This is a genomic window from Pseudocolwellia agarivorans, from assembly GCF_002000085.1.
Taxonomy (GTDB): domain Bacteria; phylum Pseudomonadota; class Gammaproteobacteria; order Enterobacterales; family Alteromonadaceae; genus Pseudocolwellia; species Pseudocolwellia agarivorans.
In genome coordinates, this window is the sequence record NZ_MUZU01000001.1 from 428,375 (window position 1) to 447,826 (window position 19,452).

Below are 19,452 nucleotides of genomic sequence, written 5' to 3' on the forward strand. Positions count from 1 at the left end.
ACATTATGCTTATTTTTATGACGAAGAAACTGCTTTCGTCACGCGCAAAACTCTTCACATTACTCGGTACATTATCTCTTAGCGCATTCTCCCCCGTACATGCAAATAATATTATTCCAGCTCCTCCGACTGTGAACGCAAAAGCTCATATATTAATCGACTTTACAACAGGTAAAGTTATCTCTGAAGAAAACGCTGACAGTTTACTAGCACCTGCTAGTTTAACTAAAATGATGACAAGCTACATTATTGGTAAAGAATTAACCTCAGGTAATATAAAAAATACTGATAAAGTTACTATTAGTGAATCAGCTTGGGCAAAAAACTTCCCTGAATCATCTAAAATGTTTATTGAAGTGGGTACAGAAGTACCAGTTGAGCTACTTAATCAAGGTATTATTGTTGCTTCAGGTAACGATGCTTGTGTTGCCATGGCAGAACATATTGCCGGTAGCGAAAGCGCTTTTGCTGACTTAATGAATGCTCATGCTGAACAACTTGGTATGAGTAGTAGTTATTTTGAAAATAGCCACGGATTAGACAGCCAAGAACATAAAACCACAGCACGCGACATGGCAACGTTAGCCAAAGCCCTTATTAATGATGTGCCTGAGGAATATAAAATATACAAACAAAAATCTTTTACTTACAACAACATAAAACAATATAACCGTAATAGCTTGTTATGGGATAAAAGTATGAATGTTGATGGTTTAAAAACAGGACATACTTCACAAGCTGGTTATAGCTTAGTAACATCTGCAACTAAAGGCGATATGCGCTTAATCAGTGTAGTGATGGGTACCGACAGTGAAAGAGCTCGTAAAGTAGAAAGCAAAAAACTACTTAACTACGGCTTTAGATTTTTTGAAACTTATACGCCGTATAAAGCAGGCGAAAAGTTTGTAACTAATCGCGTATGGATGGGAAGTGTACCTGAAGTAGATTTAGGTATAATGGTCAGCACTCCGATTACTATTCCTCGCGGACAGCGTAAAAATTTAGAAGCTAATTTCGAATTAAGCAAACAACTTACTGCTCCTTTAAGTAAAGGCGAAGTTGTCGGTAAAGTATTTTTACAACTTAATGGTGAAGATATAGCAGAGTACCCATTAGTTACTCTCCAAGAAATCAATGAAGGCAGCATGTTTAGTCGTTTAATGGATTACGTTAAATTACAGTTTGCTGATCTATTTTAAACCAAACTCAATTTGGCCGATAAATGAAAAAGGATACGTTGAACGTATCCTTTTTCATTTTTAGTAAACTATTATCTGCCTTGAGTTGAGCCAACTCTAATTTTATTTTTATAACAAGCAGTTACTAAATAACCTAAACTCATCTTAACAAATACTTCTCTAGCAGCTATTTTTCATAATTTCTGCGTTAAATTTACTTGCAATAAACCAGCTATTGACGCGAAATTTGCTTTGAATTAAGAAAAACTATCAAGCTAGAGGCTCAATAAAATTATTTTTTGTTATATTTCAATTTGTTAAATATCTCTAAAATCGAGTTCAAGTTAAATAAATATTCTTTTTCGAAAATCACGCTTTATTTTGAATAAAATATCTCCTAAATGAAACAGGTATAAACTGTGTTTTCAGCTTTACAGTACTACAAGCTAAATTTTAAAAACATATCAGATGAGGTTAGCGCTACAGCTCAAATTAGTGATAAAATAGTTTCATATCACTAAAATCTGAAAGTCCTAGGTACAAAAATGCAAACTAAGTTTGATGAACTATTAGAATTCCCTACCGTTTTAAACTTCAAAGTAATGGGTGTTGCTTGTGATGAGCTGCCAGACCTTATTATTGCTGAATTACAAAAACATACTCCGGGTGATTATTCTCCGAAAATAAAACCTAGTTCGAAAGGAAACTATCATTCAGTTTCAATTGCAGTAACAGTAACAAGTAAAGATCATATTGAAACAATTTATAAAACACTTACTGCTATTGAAGAAGTACGTTACGTACTGTAATACGAATAATCGCATCATAAATATAAATCCTTATAAGCAGTACAATGTAATGTCACTTTTATTCTTTTATAATACATTTAGCACATCAGCCTGTTTGTTAAATACCAAGGCCAATGTATGAATGACTCTTTGATTGTTAGACAATTAAACCAAACCGATTACACAACGGTTTGGCATGCTATGCAAAGCTTTACAGATAATCGTAATGATGAAACATTAGATGAAATTTGGTTAGTTGAGCACCCTGCTGTTTTTACACAAGGACAAGCAGGCAAAGAAGAACACATATTAAGTACAAGTAACATCCCTATTGTAAAAGTAGATCGCGGCGGGCAAGTGACGTATCACGGTCCTGGACAACAAGTTTTATACGTATTAATTAACCTTCGTAGAAGGAAGATGGGCGTAAGGAACCTTGTAACTTTAATCGAAAATGCGATTATTGGTTCATTGAATGATTATGGCATTACAGCGGTAGCAAAACCTGATGCTCCAGGCGTTTATATAGATAACAAAAAGGTAGCATCGTTAGGCTTAAGAGTAAGGAAAGGTTGTTCTTTTCACGGTTTAGCATTGAACGTTAACATGGATTTATCGCCATTTTTACTTATTAACCCATGCGGATACGCAGGTTTAGAAATGGTTCAAACCTCTACCTTAAATGGACCAAAAAATGTATTAGAAGCTGGAGAGTCTTTAGTTAAACATATAAGCACTCTTTTAAACTCAAACACTATTGTATATAAAACAGGGTTGGAAACATTAAATGACAACTAAATCATCACGTATAGAAGCTGGTACTAAACTGCGTGACGCCGATAAAATGGCGCATATCCCTATTAAAGTTGTTCCTTCTGAAAGAGAAACAATGTTACGTAAACCTGAATGGTTACGTATAAAGTTACCAAGAACAACAGATCGTATCGACGCGATAAAGTCAGCTTTACGTAAACATGATTTACACTCAGTATGTGAAGAAGCCTCATGTCCTAACCTATCTGAATGTTTTAACCACGGTACAGCAACCTTTATGATTTTGGGTGATATTTGTACGCGTCGTTGTCCGTTTTGTGATGTAGGTCACGGTCGTCCTTTAGCTGTAAATCAAGACGAACCTAAAAAACTAGCTCTTACCTTGAAAGACATGGCACTTAAATACGTAGTTATTACCTCAGTAGATAGGGATGATTTACGTGACGGCGGCGCACAACAATTTGCTGAATGTATTAAAGAAATTAGCGTACATTCTCCACACACCAAAGTTGAAATATTAGTTCCAGATTTTCGTGGTCGTATGGATAAAGCATTAGAAATACTGAACGCTCATCCTCCTCATACCTTCAACCATAATATGGAAACAGCACCACGCTTATATACCAAAGCTCGCCCAGGTGCCAACTACCAATGGTCATTAGATTTATTGAAGAAATTTGGCGAAGCTAATCCTACTGTTCCTACTAAATCAGGCCTTATGGTTGGTTTAGGTGAAACTAACGAAGAAATACTAGAAGTAATGCGTGATTTACGCGCTCATGGTGTAACCATGTTAACCATTGGTCAATACCTACAACCAAGTAAGCATCATTTACCGGTTGAACGTTACGTACACCCTGACGACTTTGACATGTTTCAAAGAGAAGCTATGAAAATGGGCTTTGACCACGCAGCCTGTGGTCCACTGGTTCGCTCTTCTTACCATGCCGATAAACAAGCAGCTGGTGAAGAAGTTAAGTAATTTCTATTATTTTTAAGCTTGATAAAGGTGAACTGAACTCAGTTCACCTTTTTTATACCTATTTTTCGTTAACAGCAACCTAATACAATTAGATATTTAGGCGACTGTTTTTATTACACTAATCCCCAATCTTTTTGCCAAACGATTTAAATTAGCTCTATCAGTATTTAAACGCTTAGCTGCCATACTCCAACTCCCCTTTTCTTCCGTTAATACTTTACTGATCAGCATCTTTTGAAATTCATCGACTTCATGCCGTAAGTTCATTGACGACTGAACAGAGCTTTCAGCTATTATTTTCGTTTTTTCTTGGAGAGTTGTTCTATTTTGATTAAAAAACTCATTGCTTAAATTATCACAATCACATAATGTTATTTTAACCACCGCTTTATTTTTTTGTTTAGCAAAAGCCTTTAAAGCGGCTCTGCTTAATAAATGTTCTAACTCACGAATATTACCCGGCCAATGATAAGCCGATAAATACTCAATAACATCTGGTGATGTTTTAAGTTGCTTAATACCTAATTTACGTTTCGTTTTTTCAATAAAGAATCCTGTTAATAAGGCAATATCCCCTGCCCTTTCTCTTAGAGGTGGCACTTCAATTGGATACACATTTAAACGGTGAAATAAATCGGCTCGAAAATTTCCTTTCTCAACTTCATTTTGTAAATTACGATTGGTCGCTGCAATAATTCTTACATCGACAGTGATTAGTTTGTCTTGCCCTACAGCTTGAATTTCATTACTTTGAATAGCTCTAAGTAGCTTACTTTGTGCAGCTAAAGGTAACTCACCTACTTCATCCAAAAACAAAGTACCACCATCGGCAATAACAAACTTTCCTGCTCTATTTTTATCAGCTCCGGTAAAAGCCCCCTTAACATGACCAAATAACTCACTTTCGATTAAATTATCAGGTAATGCGGCACAATTAACATAAACAATAGGTAAAGTGTTTCGAGAAGATTGTTGATGAATGTCATGTGCCACTAGCTCTTTACCTGAACCACTCTCACCTTGTATTAATACGTTGTAATGTGATGATGCCACAAGTGTTATTTCTTTCTTCAAATGTATCATTTTGGCGCTTTGGCCAATTAATTCATTTTGTTCAGAAACAACATTAGGTTGACTTAATGCAGCAACAACTTGGTTGGAATGATCAATATTTCGCTCTAACTGTTCAAGTGTTAAAGCAGTATTTAAACTCACTGAAGCCATTGCGGTGATCAATTCCAATGTACGTTCAGGAATGTTGTCAAAAAGTTCAGGAATTAAACTATCTAAAGTCAAAATACCAATTAATCGGTCTTCAAAGTGTAGCGGTATCCCCATACATGAATGAATAGGTAAGTCGCCGTCATGAGCAATTAACAAACCATCATACGGATCGGGTAATGGGCAGTTACTTGGAAACCTAACAAACTTTTCTGATTGGCAAATTTTAGTTAAGCGTGGGTGTTCTGCTATAACAAAGCGTCTCCCTAACGTGTCTTTACTTAACCCTTGTAGCGCTAAAGGCACCAAGTATTCACCTTTAACTGCAAGTACCGCAACGGCTTCGCAAGTAATAGCTTTTCTGATTGTCGATAACAAATTATCAAAACGATCATTACTAGTGAGACTTTTAGTTAAATTTAACGACAATTCAATAAGTGCCGCTGAAGAAATTTCATTCATAGCATTAATCATTTAAGTAAAACACAACCCAGTGTGTCAAATAAAAAACAACAAGTCAAAAAGACACAAAAATAAAGAAGTCATTTTGACTCTTAAAATCAATACAACATACAAATAAAAACATAACCCTTTGAAATTAAAACATAAATAAAAGATGGCTCAACTATTGTAATACTTAGTTCATTACGTTTTTAACAATAATTTACCCATTTTTTAATTAGGCTTTATTTACCTTGTAGCAATGTAAATGAACTAATAGGTGGGCATTACATATTTAATCACTTAGGAGCCATTAATGTTAACTACCGCACATATTGCTGTTGTAAAAAGTACAATTCCTTTATTAGAAGCTGGAGGTCCAGCTATTACAGACCATTTTTATCAACGTATGTTTGCTCATAACCCTGAATTAAAAAATATTTTTAATATGAGTAATCAAAAAACAGGACGTCAAAAAACAGCATTATTTGAAGCTATATTAGCTTATGCTAAAAATATTGATAATTTAGCCGTATTAAAACACGCTGTTGAACGTATTACGCAAAAGCATACTAGTTTTTATATTCAACCAGAGCATTATAAAATTGTAGGTTTACACTTAATTGAAACCTTACGAGAATTACTGCCAGAACAATTTACCGAGGAAGTAGAGACAGCTTGGACCGCTGCTTATGGCGTTTTAGCGACTATCTTTATTAACCGCGAAGAAGAGTTATACAGTGAACGTGAAGCTAGTTATGGCGGTTGGCGTGGTAAACGGGCTTTTTGTTTAGTGGATAAAAAAGTGGAATCTGTTTTAGTTACAAGCTTCGTTTTTGAGCCTATGGATCAACAACCTGTTCTTGATTATCAAGCAGGACAATATATTGGTATAGAATTAACACCTCATGGAAGTGAAAACATTGAGATACGCCAATATTCTCTTTCTGATAAACCTAACGGTAAAAGCTATCGTATTTCGGTAAAGCGAGAGCTAGGTGAACAAAATGGTTTAATGTCTAACCACTTACACGACAACCTAAATGTAGGCGATTTGGTGGATTTACATGCTCCTGCAGGTGACTTCTTTTTTGTAAATCGTGACGCGCCTGTGGTTTTAGTTTCTGCAGGTGTTGGGATCACGCCTATGCAAGCTATGTTAGAAAAACTGGCTGATGAAGATTACGACAATCAAATTCATTATATTCACGCTTGTGAAAACGAGGATCAGCATTCATTCGCAAAGCGAACTCAAGATTTATGTCATACTAAAGGCTGGTCTTACAATACTTGGTATAAAGAACAAGCTACGGAAAAAGAGAATACTCATCATGGTTTTATTAACTTCAACCAAGTTGATCTACCGTTAAACGATGGTAATTTTTACTTATGCGGACCTGTTGGTTTTATGAAGTTTGCTAAAACGGACTTGATGAAACTAGGTGTTTGTGAAGAGCGTATTCATTATGAGGTTTTTGGTCCTCACGCTTCATTGTAATATAAATTAATTCAAAAATGACCTTAAAGCCAACTATAGCTATTCCCTAGTTGGCTTTAATTCAGATTAATTCCCCCTAATCGAGTTAATTAAATCGGATTAAGTAATTTTGTCTCGATCATTTACCTTAATAAATAAAGCGAAAACAGCACCAATAAATGCAGCAAGCATGGCCATATCAAAAGCAGTAGTTGACCCCGCTCCATTTAACCAAAGTACACCTGCTAAATACGCACCTATTGCACCACCGATACCATAAACACCACCAATATATACGGCTTGCCCCCTATTTTGTTGACTAGGATCGAAATGTCGTTGTAAAAACTGTATTGAAGCACTGTGATATAAACCGAAACTTGCGGCGTGTATAGCCTGAGATAGGATCATAACTAACATAGAATCACCTAAATGCCCCATTAAAAACCAGCGGAAAGATGTTGTTATAAGGCTAAATACTAAAATATTTTTAACACTAAAATGTTTAAATATTTTACCTGCATAAATAAAAATCGTGATTTCAGCAATAACCCCTAAAGAAATTAATATGCCTACGGCAAAACCAGGGTATTGCAAATCTCTTAAATACAAAGCAAAAAAACTGTAATAAGGCCCAAAACTTAATTGCAGTAATAAACCCGCAATGAAAAATACAGCAAAATTTATATTGAAAAGTTTACCTTTAATAGATGATGTTTTAGTTATTTGAGACTGCTTAATTTTAGATTGCTTAATCAATAATGTAGATAAAAACAAACCAAATAGAATAATAAAACCTATGTAGGTAAAAGCTTCCGAACTAAATTGCTCAATGACTTCCCCTGCTACAACAGCAAAAAATATAAAACCAATACTTCCCCACAATCTAATACGTGCGTAAATTTGGGCACTTCGCCTGATAGAGTTAAGTGTCATAACTTCAAGCTGAGGTAAAATTGCGGTCCAAAATAGGCTGAAAGTTGCTAAACAAAAAACAACGGGCCAATAATCATTTAGCCAAAAAAGAAACGTAAAAAAAGCACAGGCTAAAAAAGCGCCTAACCTAATAATTCCTAGCTGCTGGCCTGTTTTATCAGCCAAAACAGCCCATAATGTAGGCCCAATAATTTTAGTTGCTGTAAAAATAGCAAGGATTTCTCCTATCTCCACTGACGAAAAATTTTTTCCATCTAAAAACAGTGGTAAAAAAGGAATGATCAAGCCAAGTAAGCCAAAATACCAAAAGTAGCTAAATGACGAACGTAAAAACAATGCAGACTTCATTTATTTTCCTAGGAATAAAAAGACTTGAATGAGAAATGAAACATAAAAAAGTAAGCCGATATAAAGTAAAGTTTTATATCGGCTTATGATGATAAATTATACTATTCCCCTTAAAAGAATAGGATTAATTATTTTGATATATCTGGCGTTTCGCACATAACATCAGCATTTTGTGCTCTATTACGCATAAAATGGTCCATTAACGTTAACGCCAGCATAGCTTCAGCAATAGGAACTGCTCGAATACCAACACACGGATCGTGTCTACCTTTGGTGATTAAGTCAGTAGACTCACCTTGTTTGTTAATGGTTTTACCACTAACACCAATGCTTGATGTCGGTTTAAGTGCAATATGTGCGACAATATTTTGACCTGAAGAAATGCCGCCTAAAACACCACCAGCACTATTTTTGGCAAAGCCATTAGGCGTAAGTTCATCACGGTGTACAGAGCCTTTTTGATTAACCACTTCAAAACCGTCACCAATTTCAACACCTTTAACGGCATTAATGCCCATCAGCGCATGAGCAATATCAGCATCTAATCGATCAAAAATGGGCTCACCTAAACCAACAGGCACATTTTCAGCAACAACCGTTAACTTGGCGCCAATAGAATCTTTTTGGCGCATAATATCACGTAAATATTCATCAAGTTGCTCAAGTTTGTTTGCATCAGGGAAGAAAAACGGGTTAGTTTCTACAATGTCCCAATCGTACGTTTCAGCTTTTATATCTGCAATTTGTGTTACACAAGCACGAATAACAATACCGAGTTTTTCTTTTAGGAATTTTTTCGCAATAGAGCCTGCAGCCACTCGCATAGCCGTTTCACGAGCAGAAGAACGCCCGCCGCCACGGTAATCACGAATACCGTATTTTTGCCAATAGGTATAATCAGCATGCCCTGGGCGAAAGCTTTCAGAGATATTGCCGTAATCTTGCGAACGCTGATCTTTATTTTTGATCACTAAGCCAATTGGCGTACCGGTTGTTTTACCTTCAAATACACCTGACATAATAGTAACTTCGTCGTCTTCACGACGAGCTGTAGTAAATCGAGATTGACCAGGTTTACGTCGATCTAAATCAACTTGCAGATCTTCTTCCGTTAACGACAAACCAGGAGGGCAACCATCAATGATGGCGCCTAAACCTAAACCGTGGCTCTCACCATAAGTGGTTACTGTAAATAATTTTCCGAACGTATTACCTGACATACTAAATTAACTACCTTTACTGAAAATAAAACTCAAAATGAATCTATACATTTTGTTTAAAAATGTCTGAAAATTCTTCTAATTGTGCTTTGGTTAACATAAATACACCATGACCACCATGTTCAAAGGTTAACCACTTAAATGGTACTTCGGGATATACTGATGCAACATGAATTTGTGAGTTACCAACCTCACAAATTAATATACCATTTTCTGATAAGTGCGCTGCACTTTCCGCTAATATTTTTCTTACAATGTCTAACCCATCTTCGCCACATCCCAAGCCCATTTCAGGCTCATGTAAATACTCTTGCGGAAGGGAATCAACATCATCTTGATCAACATAAGGAGGATTAGTCACAATTAAATCATAAACTTGCCCTTCAACCCCAGAAAAAACGTCAGATTGAATTGGAATAACTTGTTCTGATAAGCCATGATTTTCTATATTAATGTTGGCAACATTTAGCGCATCAATCGATAAATCAACCGCATCAACTTCAGCTTCTGGGAATGCATAAGCACATGCGATAGCTATACAGCCGCTGCCTGTACATAAATCTAAAATTCTATGAGGTACGCTGTTTTCATCAATTAAATTTACAAATCTATTTTCAATTAACTCTCCAATTGGAGAGCGAGGTACCAGAACACGTTGATCAACATAAAAGGGTAAATTGGCAAAAACGGCTTGATTAGTTAAATACGCAGCAGGGATTTCTTCAACAATACGTTTTTCAATAATAGATAATACGTCATTTTTTTCGTCTGAGGTTAACTGGCAAGAAAAAACTTGCTCAAATAAACTTTCAGGTAAATTTAACGTAAACATAATTAACGAAATAGCTTCATCCCAGGCGTTATTTGTACCGTGCCCAAAATAAAGATCTGCCTGGTTAAACTGACTTGTTGCAAACCGAACAAAATCGCCCGTTGTATTTAATTGCTCATTAATAGATGAAAAGTTCAACTCTTTCACATGTTTTCCTATAAGAGACTTGTGATTAATGATAGATGTTTTTAAACTTACGCCATGAAACTAAAAGACAGCTTAACGCCACAAGAAAAACAACTATTCAAAGATGCTGTAGGTAAAGTGAAACCTATTGTACAGGATAAAATCCAACCCTCAAAGAAAAGCACTAAGACCAAAAGAATTATTAAAGATAAAGAATCAAATAAACAAAACGCGCAATTTTATTTTTCTGATGACTTTGAACCAGATCTTAATCAGCAAGGACCATTAAAATATATACGTGAAGATGTTGATACCTTTGAAGCTAAAAAATTACGTAGAGGTGATTACGCGCCGGATCTGATTTTAGATCTTCATGGACTTGATCAGCAGCAAGCCAAATTAGAAATTGCTTCGTTGTTATTTGCTTGTCAAAAAGAACATGCTCACTGTATTTGCATTATACATGGGCTAGGTTCTCGAATACTCAAAAACAAAGTTCCCCATTGGTTAGTACAACACCCTGATATAATGGCCTTTCATCAAGCACCACTAGAATGGGGAGGGAATGGTGCTATTTTAGCGCTAGTTGAAATAGAAGATAAATTTAGCTAAATAAAAATGGCTAAACTTATCAACACAAATCACTTGGAGAAGTTAAACTCACCAAGTGACCTTTCATACGTTTTACATCGTAATCTATATGAGCAATTCCCGCGGTTTGAAAAATGGGTCCATTCCCATCAACGGTTAATTCTGCTACCAAGTAACTTACCAATGGCATATGAGAAACAATTAGCAGGGTTTGAATTTTATCCGTCACACAAACACCGTCTATATAATCATGCATTTGCTCAGCAGAACCTGATGGGGTAATAAAGTCTAGTGTGGTAATTAATAAATCATCACCTAAATAATTAATTAATTCTTTTGTAGTTTCTTGAGCTCTGATAAATGGACTTACAATAACTTGATCAATAGTAATTTTTTTATTATCTAGCCACTGGGCCATAACATGAGCTTCTAACTTACCTTGAGCCGTTAATCCACGAAGTGCGTCACTACTACCCGAAGTAAATGCTTGACCATGACGCATTATATAAACTTGCATAAATTATCCACGCATACTCAATGTATGCAACAGCTTTCCCAAATTGAGGCTATAGTAAAGCAATACCACTTTTTTTTATAACAACTGTTAAGAATATAATGGACTCATCTTATTCCATACGGTAATTTAAAAAGCTCAAAAATAGATTACAACACATCGCTTAGTTTTCGTGTGACGTATAAAAAAATACAATAAACTAAAGCGGGAGCCTCCTTTGAAAAAAAGCCCTAATGATCATAAACACTATTTACCTCTTACATTAAAAAACGGTTTACGTGTTTTATTAGTAAATAATAATGAAACTAAAAAGTCTGCTGCAGCACTTGCCGTTAATGCTGGTCATTTTAGTGATCCTTTTGACAGACAAGGCTTAGCGCATTTTTTAGAGCATATGTTATTTTTAGGAACAGAAAAATATCCCGATGGTAGTGAATATCAAAAATTTATCAGCCAACACGGTGGGAGCAATAATGCATGGACAGCAACTGAACATACTTGTTACTTTTTAGATATTAATCATCAATATTTTGAAGAGGCCTTAGACCGTTTTAGTCAATTTTTTACCTCCCCCCTTCTCTCTGAAACATTTGTACAATCAGAAAGAGAAAACATTGATGCTGAATATAAATTAAAATTAAAAGATGATATTCGACGACTTTACGATGTACATAAGGAAACCATCAACCAAGCACACCCTTTTTCAAAATTTTCTGTAGGGAATCACGAAACACTTGCTGATAGAAACAACCAAAGTATTCAACAAGAAATAAAAGCATTCTATAAAAAGTATTATCAAGCATCAGCAATGACACTTGTTATTGAAGGTCCACAACCATTAAACGAGTTAAAAGCGTTAGCCAAATCAAAGTTTTCCAGTATTCCTAGTACTCAAAACCAGATCAATAAAATTGAAGCTCCGTTATATTTACCTGAGCATCAATCAAGATTAATTAATGTATACCCAGTAAAAAACGAGCATCAGCTCATTATTAGTTTTGCAATGCCTGCGATAGACAATCTATATAGAAACAAACCTGAGTCTATTTTAGCCTACTTATTAGGGCATGAAGGTATAGGAAGTATTTATTCTTTATTAAAGAGAAAGCAGTGGGCAATGGGGTTAACAGCAGGTTCAGGAATTAATGGTTCCAACTTTAAAGATTTTAATATCAGCTTTCAATTAACATCTATTGGTGAAAAGCATATAAATGACATTGTCGCCATTGTTTTTCAATATATTCAATTAATGAAAGAAAAACCCTTAGCTCATTTTTATTATGAAGAAAAACAAACCTTAGCTGATATTGCTTTTCAATATGCTGAAAAGTTAAAGCCACTTGACTCGGCCTGTCAATTAGTTGTCAACATGCAACATTATCCAGAAAAAGACTACATATTTGGTGATTATGCTATGGATGGATATTGCCAAGAAGAAGTTAATAATTTGCTGCAGTACTTATCTCCGAGTAATATGCGTATTATTCATATCAGCAAAGAAAATACTTTTGATCAAACAAGCAAGTGGTATGGAGTTCCTTATACGGTATCTAAAATCAGCGATAAGTTATTAAACCACTGGGAAAACACTCAAACTATCGACGCTTTAGCTCTTCCCACTAAAAACCCATATATAATTAAAAATCCGTCAGTATTATCAAATAAGCTTACCGAACAAGAAAAACAAAGTTTACCTTCAGTACCAACATGTATCGACAAAGAGAATGGTTATGAGCTGTGGTTTAAACAAGATACAACATTTAGTGTTCCAAAGGGTTACATATATATAGGTATCGACTCACCTATAATTATTCAATCCGATGAAAATATTGCAATAACTCGATTATTTGTTGATTTATTTACCGACTCCGTTATTGAAAAACACTACGACGCTGAAATTGCAGGAATACAATATCACTTATACGCGCATCAAGGAGGAGTAACATTACAATTGTCTGGCTTTACCGACAAACAAAGCCATCTACTTGCACGATTACTAAAAGATTTAAAGCAAACTAAATTCACAGAAAACCAATTTAGTTTACTAAAAAAACAACTGATCCAACACTGGCAAAATACCGATACAAGTAAGTCTATTTCACAGCTATTTTCTTTTTTAAGTTCTTCAATTCAACCTAACAACCCAAGCTGTGTAGCTCTTGCAAATGCATTAACAAAAGTAACCTATAATCAATTCAATCAATTTATACATAAGATTTTTGAACATGTTTCGGTAAAATCATTAATACATGGAAATTGGACAATAAAAAATGCTGAATATATAGGAGATATCATTAAGCAATTCTTCATAAAAAACATAAATATAAAACACAGCGTTAAGCCTTCTGTGATATCTATTGAAAATCACGGTGAAATTACTTGTCCTATTATTTTACCTAAGCATGACCACGCTACTATCACTTACTACCCTGCTCCTAAAAAAGACTTAACGTCTGTTGCAAAAAGCATGTTAACCAGCCAGTTGTTATCCCCTTTATTTTTCCAAGAAATGCGTACCGAAAAACAATATGGTTATTTAGTAGGGGTTAATTTTATTCCAATTAATAGATACCCAGGTATTGCTTTTTATATTCAATCTCCCAATACAGAATCTCCACATTTATCAGGTGCTATTGATGCTTTTATTAATAATGCTTATAAAAATATTGAAGGTATGGACAATGAACACTGGGAGCATGTTAAACAGGGCCTAGCAAGTCAATTACTCGAAAGAGATTCAAGTTTACGTATTAAAAGCCAAAGGTTTTGGGCTGCTATTTGTACCGATGAATGTAATTTTAATCAAAAAAGGCAGCTTATCGATACAATAAATAACTTAACTTTACTTGAGATAAAAAACTTTTTAAAAGAAACATTAAGCACAACTAACTCACCAGACAGAATTAATTTATTATCTTTTACTAGTAAAGATCAATTACAAGCTAGCAATATAGAAAATAAAGATATTACAAATACTTTATATTTATTAAATAATTACGAAAGAAAACATTAAACCTGCCGATAACATTAATACATAAGCCTAACTATTTACTTAACCCCTTATATTATACTTGCTCGAGTGAATAGTTGACTTAGTCTCAACCATGACTTTAAATAGCAGTGTGATACTAAAATAATTATAAAATCATAGTGATTACACGTTTAAAATAGAATCTTTTAAACAAAGTTGTAGTGATCATTCCTAAACGCATATACTTTCAAGGTTGTTGTAGTGTTTATTTTTTTAAGCCGCCTTTGGGCTACACCATTAAAAAAAGTTGTTATTACTTTTTCATTTTGTTTTGCGCTATTTAGCTCAACTCATCATGCAGTTGCTAATGAGAACTTCAGTATTCCTCAATTAAAATTCAAATCCTTAACCACTCAAGATGGTTTATCTCAAAGTTATGCTTATGGTATTACTGAAGATAAGCAAGGTTTTATGTGGATAGCAACACAAGATGGCCTCAATCGATACGACGGTAAAAACTTTATTCATTATAAAAATAATATTTTAGATAAGAGTTCAATCGCAAATAACTTTATACGAAAAATTTTTATTGATAATACCGGTACAATTTGGGTAGGCACCCAAAACGGCTTAAGCCGATATATTCCTAATACGGATAACTTTGAAAACTTCTATCATGATGAAAACAACATAGCGACACTTCAAGACAATGTTATTTGGGATATATACCAAGATCAAAGTAATGTCATTTGGGTCACTACCGCATCAGGTATTCATTACTATAATGAGAAAGATAATAGCTTTAACCCAGTAAGAATTAGAAATCATGAAAAACAACTCAAAGAAATTAAAGTGTTTTTTCAAGATGCCCAAAAAAATTATTGGTTAGGTACGTATGAAAACGGCATTTATATCGTAGGCGAAGACTTAACAAACGCAATATCGTTACAAACAGAAAACAAGTGGGGTTTATCTATTAATGCTAATAAGCTGTCAGATATTACCGTAGTAGATAATGACTATTGGCTAGCTACAGATAAAGGTGTATACGTAGTGGATAGAAACTACAAACTCAAGAATCACCTTACGAAAGACTCTACTAACTCTGCTATTTCATCAAATATTATTAAGTCTATTATTCAAAAAGATGATACACAGGTATGGATCGGAACCAGAAACGGTTTAACAACCTTTAATTTACACAATCAAAAAACGGTTCAATATAAAACTAACGATTCAAATTATTCTTTAGTTAATAACACCATTTATAATTTATTCAAAGATTCTTCCGATAACATTTGGGTGGGAACTTACGGCGGAATAAATATTTTTTCTCCAATATCAATGAGTTTTAATCATTATAAATTTAACGATGAAGCTGCCAGCCAAATTGTTGATAAATTTACAGAGCTATCGGATGGAAGTGTACTTTTAGCTAGAGGTGATGGAAGTATATTCAACATCAGTGGACAAGAAAGTACTAAACTTCCTATTCAATTTGATGAAGGTATTTCAAACATAATAAGTCAATCACCTGAAAAAATCATTATCTTAACAATGAACAACAAGCTGCTTGAATATAACCTAATTCAAAATTCATTGACCCCGCACACTAGATGGAAGTCAAATTCCAACTACCCTTTCGAAAGTAATATAGTTTTAACAGATAACTCTTTGTGGTTTTTCAATAATAAAAACATATTAACTAGCTATGAATTATCAACACATGAATTTGTGAGCTATTTAGCAGATGAAGTTAGCACGACCAAAGTAACAAGCTTATATTTAGAAAAAAACGAAAATGAAAACTTTATTTGGGCTACTTCAATAGATAATGAAATTGTGAAGTTTTCATTAAAAACAAAATCATTTAAAAGCATTTATAATATTCAAACTGATAATTACCTTATCAGTAATTCAAAAAGCATAATCAAATCAGGAAAATGGCTATGGTTAGGCTCCTTTGATCAAGGTATTTTACTATTTGATATAGAAACACAGATCCCCCAAGTATTTAACGAAAACAATAAATTAGTTAATAATACCATCAATGGTATTTTTGTTGATGACGAACATAATGCATGGTTTAGTACCAATAAAGGTATTTCCTCAATTAACCCCTTTAAAAAAACAGTAATTAATTATGGGGAACAATTCGGCATTAAAGAAAATGAATTTATCAACGATAGTATTTTGTATTCATCAGACAAAGTCGCTTATTTTGGCGGGCTTAATGGTTTTCATCGTGCAAATTTAAATGAAGTAGCAAGTAAAAAACAAAAAATACATCAGCCAATTCTTACTAACTTATTAATTGCCAATAAAAAAATAGATATTACACCTAACAATGAGAGTAAAAAAAATAAAGCAAAGTTTACTTTAACTACACAATTAAATAATACAAAAACACTTACCCTACAACACGAACAATCACCTTTTAGTTTAGAGTTTATCTCACCAAATGCTAAAATATTAAATCAAATTGCCTATAGATATCGTCTAAAAGGTTTAGAAGAAAACTGGATTGAAACAGACGATAGTAATCGTAGAGCTACTTACACTAATTTAGATGCGGGTTCCTATACATTTGAAGTTCAAGTTATAGACTTATTAAACCCGGTAATAAGCCAAACTAAAACATTAAATATAACCATCATGCCTCCTTGGTGGTTATCTAAATTAGCCATTACGGTATACACACTGTTCACTTTTCTTATTTTTATGTATTTTTTATTTCAGTTAAGGCAAAAACGTTTATCTCATCTTCAAATAGAGCTTAGTGAAGAGCGCTTAAAACTTTCATTATGGGGAAGTGGAGATGAAATGTGGGATTGGAATATTAAAAGCGGTAAAATTTTTCGTTCTAACATATGGGGGATCTTAGAGTTTCCCCAAGATGGAAAAAGAAATGTTGGCGCTGAACAAACCAACATACATCAACACGACATTCCAAGAGTTAGAGAAGCCTTAGAAGCGCACTTCAGTAAAAAAACAGATCATTTTGAGGCAACTTATCGAGTAAAAGACAAAAATGAACGCTGGATTTGGGTACTCGATAGAGGAAAAATAGTAGAGCGAGATGAAAGCGACTCTCCTACTCGTATGACAGGAACCCTAAAAGATATCAGTCAAATAAAAAGAGCAGATGAGCGATTAAAATTATTTGCTAAATGCATTGAAAATATATCAGATGCTGTTGTCATTTATGATCGACAATTTACCATAGTCGATGTAAACAAAGCTTATCAGCGTATTACGCAAGTCAATAAAAGTGATATGTTAGGTAAAAGTTTACGCTTTAAACAATATCCTGAAAGCTTTACTCAAAACATCAAAAAACATCTTATTACGCAGAGTGGGTGGCATGGTGAAATAGAAGATAAACATGCTAATGGCGACATTTATATTATTGATTTAAATATCGATATTATAAAAGACGAAAATAATAATATTTCACATTTTGTAGGAGTATTTTCAGATGTTACTGAGCGTAAAAAAAATGAAGCAGAACTAAGAAAACTAGCTAACTCAGACACATTAACAGGCTTACCTAACCGTTCGTATTTCCAAGCGAATCAAACCCGTTTAGTTAAAACTAAAGTGCCCCATGCCTTATTAGTATTCGATCTAGATAATTTTAAAAAAATTAATGATTCAATGGGGCACGGTGTTGGTGATGCTTTATTATGTAAAGTTGCTCAACGTATTATTTCCTCCAGTAGAAAAAAAGACACTGTATATCGTTTAGGAGGGGATGAATTTAGTATCATGGTAGAAAATACCAATGACATTCATACAATAACCACTATTGCTAAAAACATACTGAAAACTATTGCTCAACCAATGAAATTAAAAAATCAAGAAGTGGTGCTATATAGCAGTATAGGTATTGTTTTATTTCCAGAAGATGGGGCGTCATCACAAGAATTACTTAAAAATGCTGATACAGCTATGTACCACGCAAAAAACACAGGTGGTAATAAATATCAATTTTTCAGTGAATCAATGAACAAAAAAGCTGTAAAACGACTACAAATTGAAAACTTAATTCGCTATGGATTAAAAGAAGATTATTTCTCTGTATTTTATCAGCCTAAAATTGAAATCAGCACAGGAAAAATAGCAGGTATGGAAGCGCTAGTTCGCTTTGAAACGCCCTCAAAAGGCATCATCAGCCCTGTTGTTTTTATTCCTGTATCAGAGGAAACAGGTCAAATCATTGATATTGGTGAAATAGTTTTAAGGAAGTCTTGTTTTGCCACTAAAAAATGGGTTGATTCTGGCCTCTTTGAAGGCAGAATTGCTGTAAACTTATCAGCAGTTCAATTCACTCAGCCCAATTTAGTGGGTATGATCTCCGATATACTAAAAGAAAGCCAACTTCCTGCAAAACACTTAGAGCTAGAAATAACGGAAGGCACGGTTATGGATTCACCACAACAAGCCATAGACACTATGTTACAAATACGAGCTATGGGTATTCACTTGTCGCTAGATGATTTTGGGACGGGCTATTCTTCTTTAGCCTATCTGAAAAAATTCCCATTAAATACGTTAAAAATAGATAAAGCCTTTGTTGATGATATTGAAACCTCTGAACAAGGTAGAAATATGGTAGCGACTATAGTCACCATTGCCCATAACTTAGGCTTACATGTCGTTGCTGAAGGTGTAGAAACTAATCAACAACTCAGTTTTTTATCAGGTTTACGTTGCGAACAACTGCAAGGCTACTTATACAGCAAGCCTTTACCGGAAAATGATTTTCAAAAATATTTACTCTCACATCAGATCACCAATAAATCTACCTCTTTCAATAATTAGTCTAAACGAAGACTAATAAATTGATAATTTATTAGGAAGATACATTTAAGTAATCTTCCTAAATTACCCTATCAACATATTATTAAGATCAATCATAATAATTCATTGCGCATTTATGCTTCGTATAAAATAAATAACCAATTAAAAAGCATAAACTAAATAGTTCCCTACTATTATTCTTTTTATTCAATAACCCAACACTTAAAAAATTAAACAGGTATGAGTAGTGTCA

At 34.1% G+C, this 19,452-nt stretch carries 13 protein-coding genes; 8 read left to right on the forward strand and 5 right to left on the reverse strand.

The window, feature by feature from the left end; translation table 11 throughout:
- Positions 1–17 precede the first annotated feature (17 nt).
- From B0X80_RS01865 to lipA, 4 genes are all read left to right on the forward strand, one after another.
- Positions 18–1,199, forward strand: a complete 1,182-nt coding sequence (locus B0X80_RS01865; RefSeq protein ID WP_089024829.1) for a serine hydrolase — start codon at positions 18–20, stop codon at positions 1,197–1,199.
- A 524-nt stretch (positions 1,200–1,723) separates the two neighbouring features.
- Entirely contained in the window at positions 1,724–1,987 is a 264-nt protein-coding gene (gene ybeD, locus B0X80_RS01870; protein ID WP_077338124.1) for a DUF493 family protein YbeD, read from the forward strand.
- Positions 1,988–2,104: 117 nt separating this feature from the next.
- Positions 2,105–2,764: a lipoyl(octanoyl) transferase LipB gene (gene lipB, locus B0X80_RS01875; protein WP_077338125.1), complete on the forward strand. Its 660-nt coding sequence runs from the start codon at positions 2,105–2,107 to the stop codon at positions 2,762–2,764.
- Positions 2,754–3,722: a lipoyl synthase gene (gene lipA / locus B0X80_RS01880; RefSeq protein ID WP_076418822.1), complete on the forward strand. Its 969-nt coding sequence runs from the start codon at positions 2,754–2,756 to the stop codon at positions 3,720–3,722. The genes lipB and lipA overlap by 11 nt, the downstream gene beginning before the upstream one ends.
- Positions 3,723–3,818: 96 nt before the next feature.
- Here lipA and norR read toward each other — a convergent pair whose 3' ends face one another.
- Positions 3,819–5,405 carry a nitric oxide reductase transcriptional regulator NorR gene (norR, locus tag B0X80_RS01885; protein WP_077338358.1) on the reverse strand — a complete coding sequence of 529 codons (1,587 nt, stop codon included), beginning with the start codon at positions 5,403–5,405 and terminating at the stop codon, positions 3,819–3,821.
- A gap of 295 nt (positions 5,406–5,700) precedes the next feature.
- On the opposite strand from norR, the gene hmpA reads away from it, so the two are divergent.
- Positions 5,701–6,882 (forward strand): NO-inducible flavohemoprotein, encoded by a 1,182-nt coding sequence (hmpA, locus tag B0X80_RS01890; protein WP_077338126.1) that lies wholly within the window; start codon positions 5,701–5,703, stop codon positions 6,880–6,882.
- 99 nt (positions 6,883–6,981) lie between these two features.
- Here the strand turns inward: hmpA and B0X80_RS01895 are convergent, their stop codons facing one another.
- The 3 genes from B0X80_RS01895 to prmB form a co-directional block, all read right to left on the reverse strand.
- Positions 6,982–8,142 carry an MFS transporter gene (locus B0X80_RS01895; RefSeq protein WP_077338127.1) on the reverse strand — a complete coding sequence of 387 codons (1,161 nt, stop codon included), beginning with the start codon at positions 8,140–8,142 and terminating at the stop codon, positions 6,982–6,984.
- 128 nt (positions 8,143–8,270) lie between these two features.
- Positions 8,271–9,362, reverse strand: a complete 1,092-nt coding sequence (gene aroC, locus B0X80_RS01900; protein WP_076419365.1) for a chorismate synthase — start codon at positions 9,360–9,362, stop codon at positions 8,271–8,273.
- Positions 9,363–9,405: 43 nt separating this feature from the next.
- Positions 9,406–10,341, reverse strand: coding sequence for a 50S ribosomal protein L3 N(5)-glutamine methyltransferase (gene prmB / locus B0X80_RS01905; RefSeq protein WP_077338128.1), 936 nt, complete (start codon positions 10,339–10,341; stop codon positions 9,406–9,408).
- A gap of 54 nt (positions 10,342–10,395) precedes the next feature.
- Between prmB and smrB the strand changes: the two genes are divergently transcribed.
- On the forward strand, positions 10,396–10,932 hold the full coding sequence (smrB, locus tag B0X80_RS01910) for an endonuclease SmrB (RefSeq protein ID WP_077338129.1): 537 nt from the start codon (positions 10,396–10,398) through the stop codon (positions 10,930–10,932).
- A 19-nt stretch (positions 10,933–10,951) separates the two neighbouring features.
- On the opposite strand, the gene sixA is transcribed toward smrB, so the two are convergent.
- Positions 10,952–11,428, reverse strand: a complete 477-nt coding sequence (gene sixA / locus B0X80_RS01915) for a phosphohistidine phosphatase SixA (RefSeq protein WP_077338130.1) — start codon at positions 11,426–11,428, stop codon at positions 10,952–10,954.
- Between the two features lie 214 nt (positions 11,429–11,642).
- On the opposite strand from sixA, the gene B0X80_RS01920 reads away from it, so the two are divergent.
- Both B0X80_RS01920 and B0X80_RS01925 read left to right on the forward strand, forming a co-directional pair.
- Complete coding sequence (locus B0X80_RS01920) at positions 11,643–14,438, forward strand: insulinase family protein (RefSeq protein ID WP_077338131.1); 2,796 nt, start codon at positions 11,643–11,645, stop codon at positions 14,436–14,438.
- 219 nt (positions 14,439–14,657) lie between these two features.
- The gene (locus tag B0X80_RS01925) at positions 14,658–19,220 is read left to right on the forward strand and encodes an EAL domain-containing protein (protein WP_077338132.1); all 4,563 of its coding nucleotides are present in this window, start codon (positions 14,658–14,660) and stop codon (positions 19,218–19,220) included.
- Positions 19,221–19,452: the final 232 nt, after the last annotated feature.

What these genes read in the sequence shown, in the direction of transcription:
- B0X80_RS01865 (WP_089024829.1), top strand. Translation starts at nt 18, where the DNA reads ATGACGAAGAAACTGCTTTCGTCACGCGCAAAACTCTTCACATTACTC.
- ybeD (WP_077338124.1), top strand. Translation starts at nt 1,724, where the DNA reads ATGCAAACTAAGTTTGATGAACTATTAGAATTCCCTACCGTTTTAAAC.
- lipB (WP_077338125.1), top strand. Translation starts at nt 2,105, where the DNA reads ATGAATGACTCTTTGATTGTTAGACAATTAAACCAAACCGATTACACA.
- lipA (WP_076418822.1), top strand. Translation starts at nt 2,754, where the DNA reads ATGACAACTAAATCATCACGTATAGAAGCTGGTACTAAACTGCGTGAC.
- norR (WP_077338358.1), bottom strand. Translation starts at nt 5,405, where the DNA reads ATGAATGAAATTTCTTCAGCGGCACTTATTGAATTGTCGTTAAATTTA.
- hmpA (WP_077338126.1), top strand. Translation starts at nt 5,701, where the DNA reads ATGTTAACTACCGCACATATTGCTGTTGTAAAAAGTACAATTCCTTTA.
- B0X80_RS01895 (WP_077338127.1), bottom strand. Translation starts at nt 8,142, where the DNA reads ATGAAGTCTGCATTGTTTTTACGTTCGTCATTTAGCTACTTTTGGTAT.
- aroC (WP_076419365.1), bottom strand. Translation starts at nt 9,362, where the DNA reads ATGTCAGGTAATACGTTCGGAAAATTATTTACAGTAACCACTTATGGT.
- smrB (WP_077338129.1), top strand. Translation starts at nt 10,396, where the DNA reads ATGAAACTAAAAGACAGCTTAACGCCACAAGAAAAACAACTATTCAAA.
- sixA (WP_077338130.1), bottom strand. Translation starts at nt 11,428, where the DNA reads ATGCAAGTTTATATAATGCGTCATGGTCAAGCATTTACTTCGGGTAGT.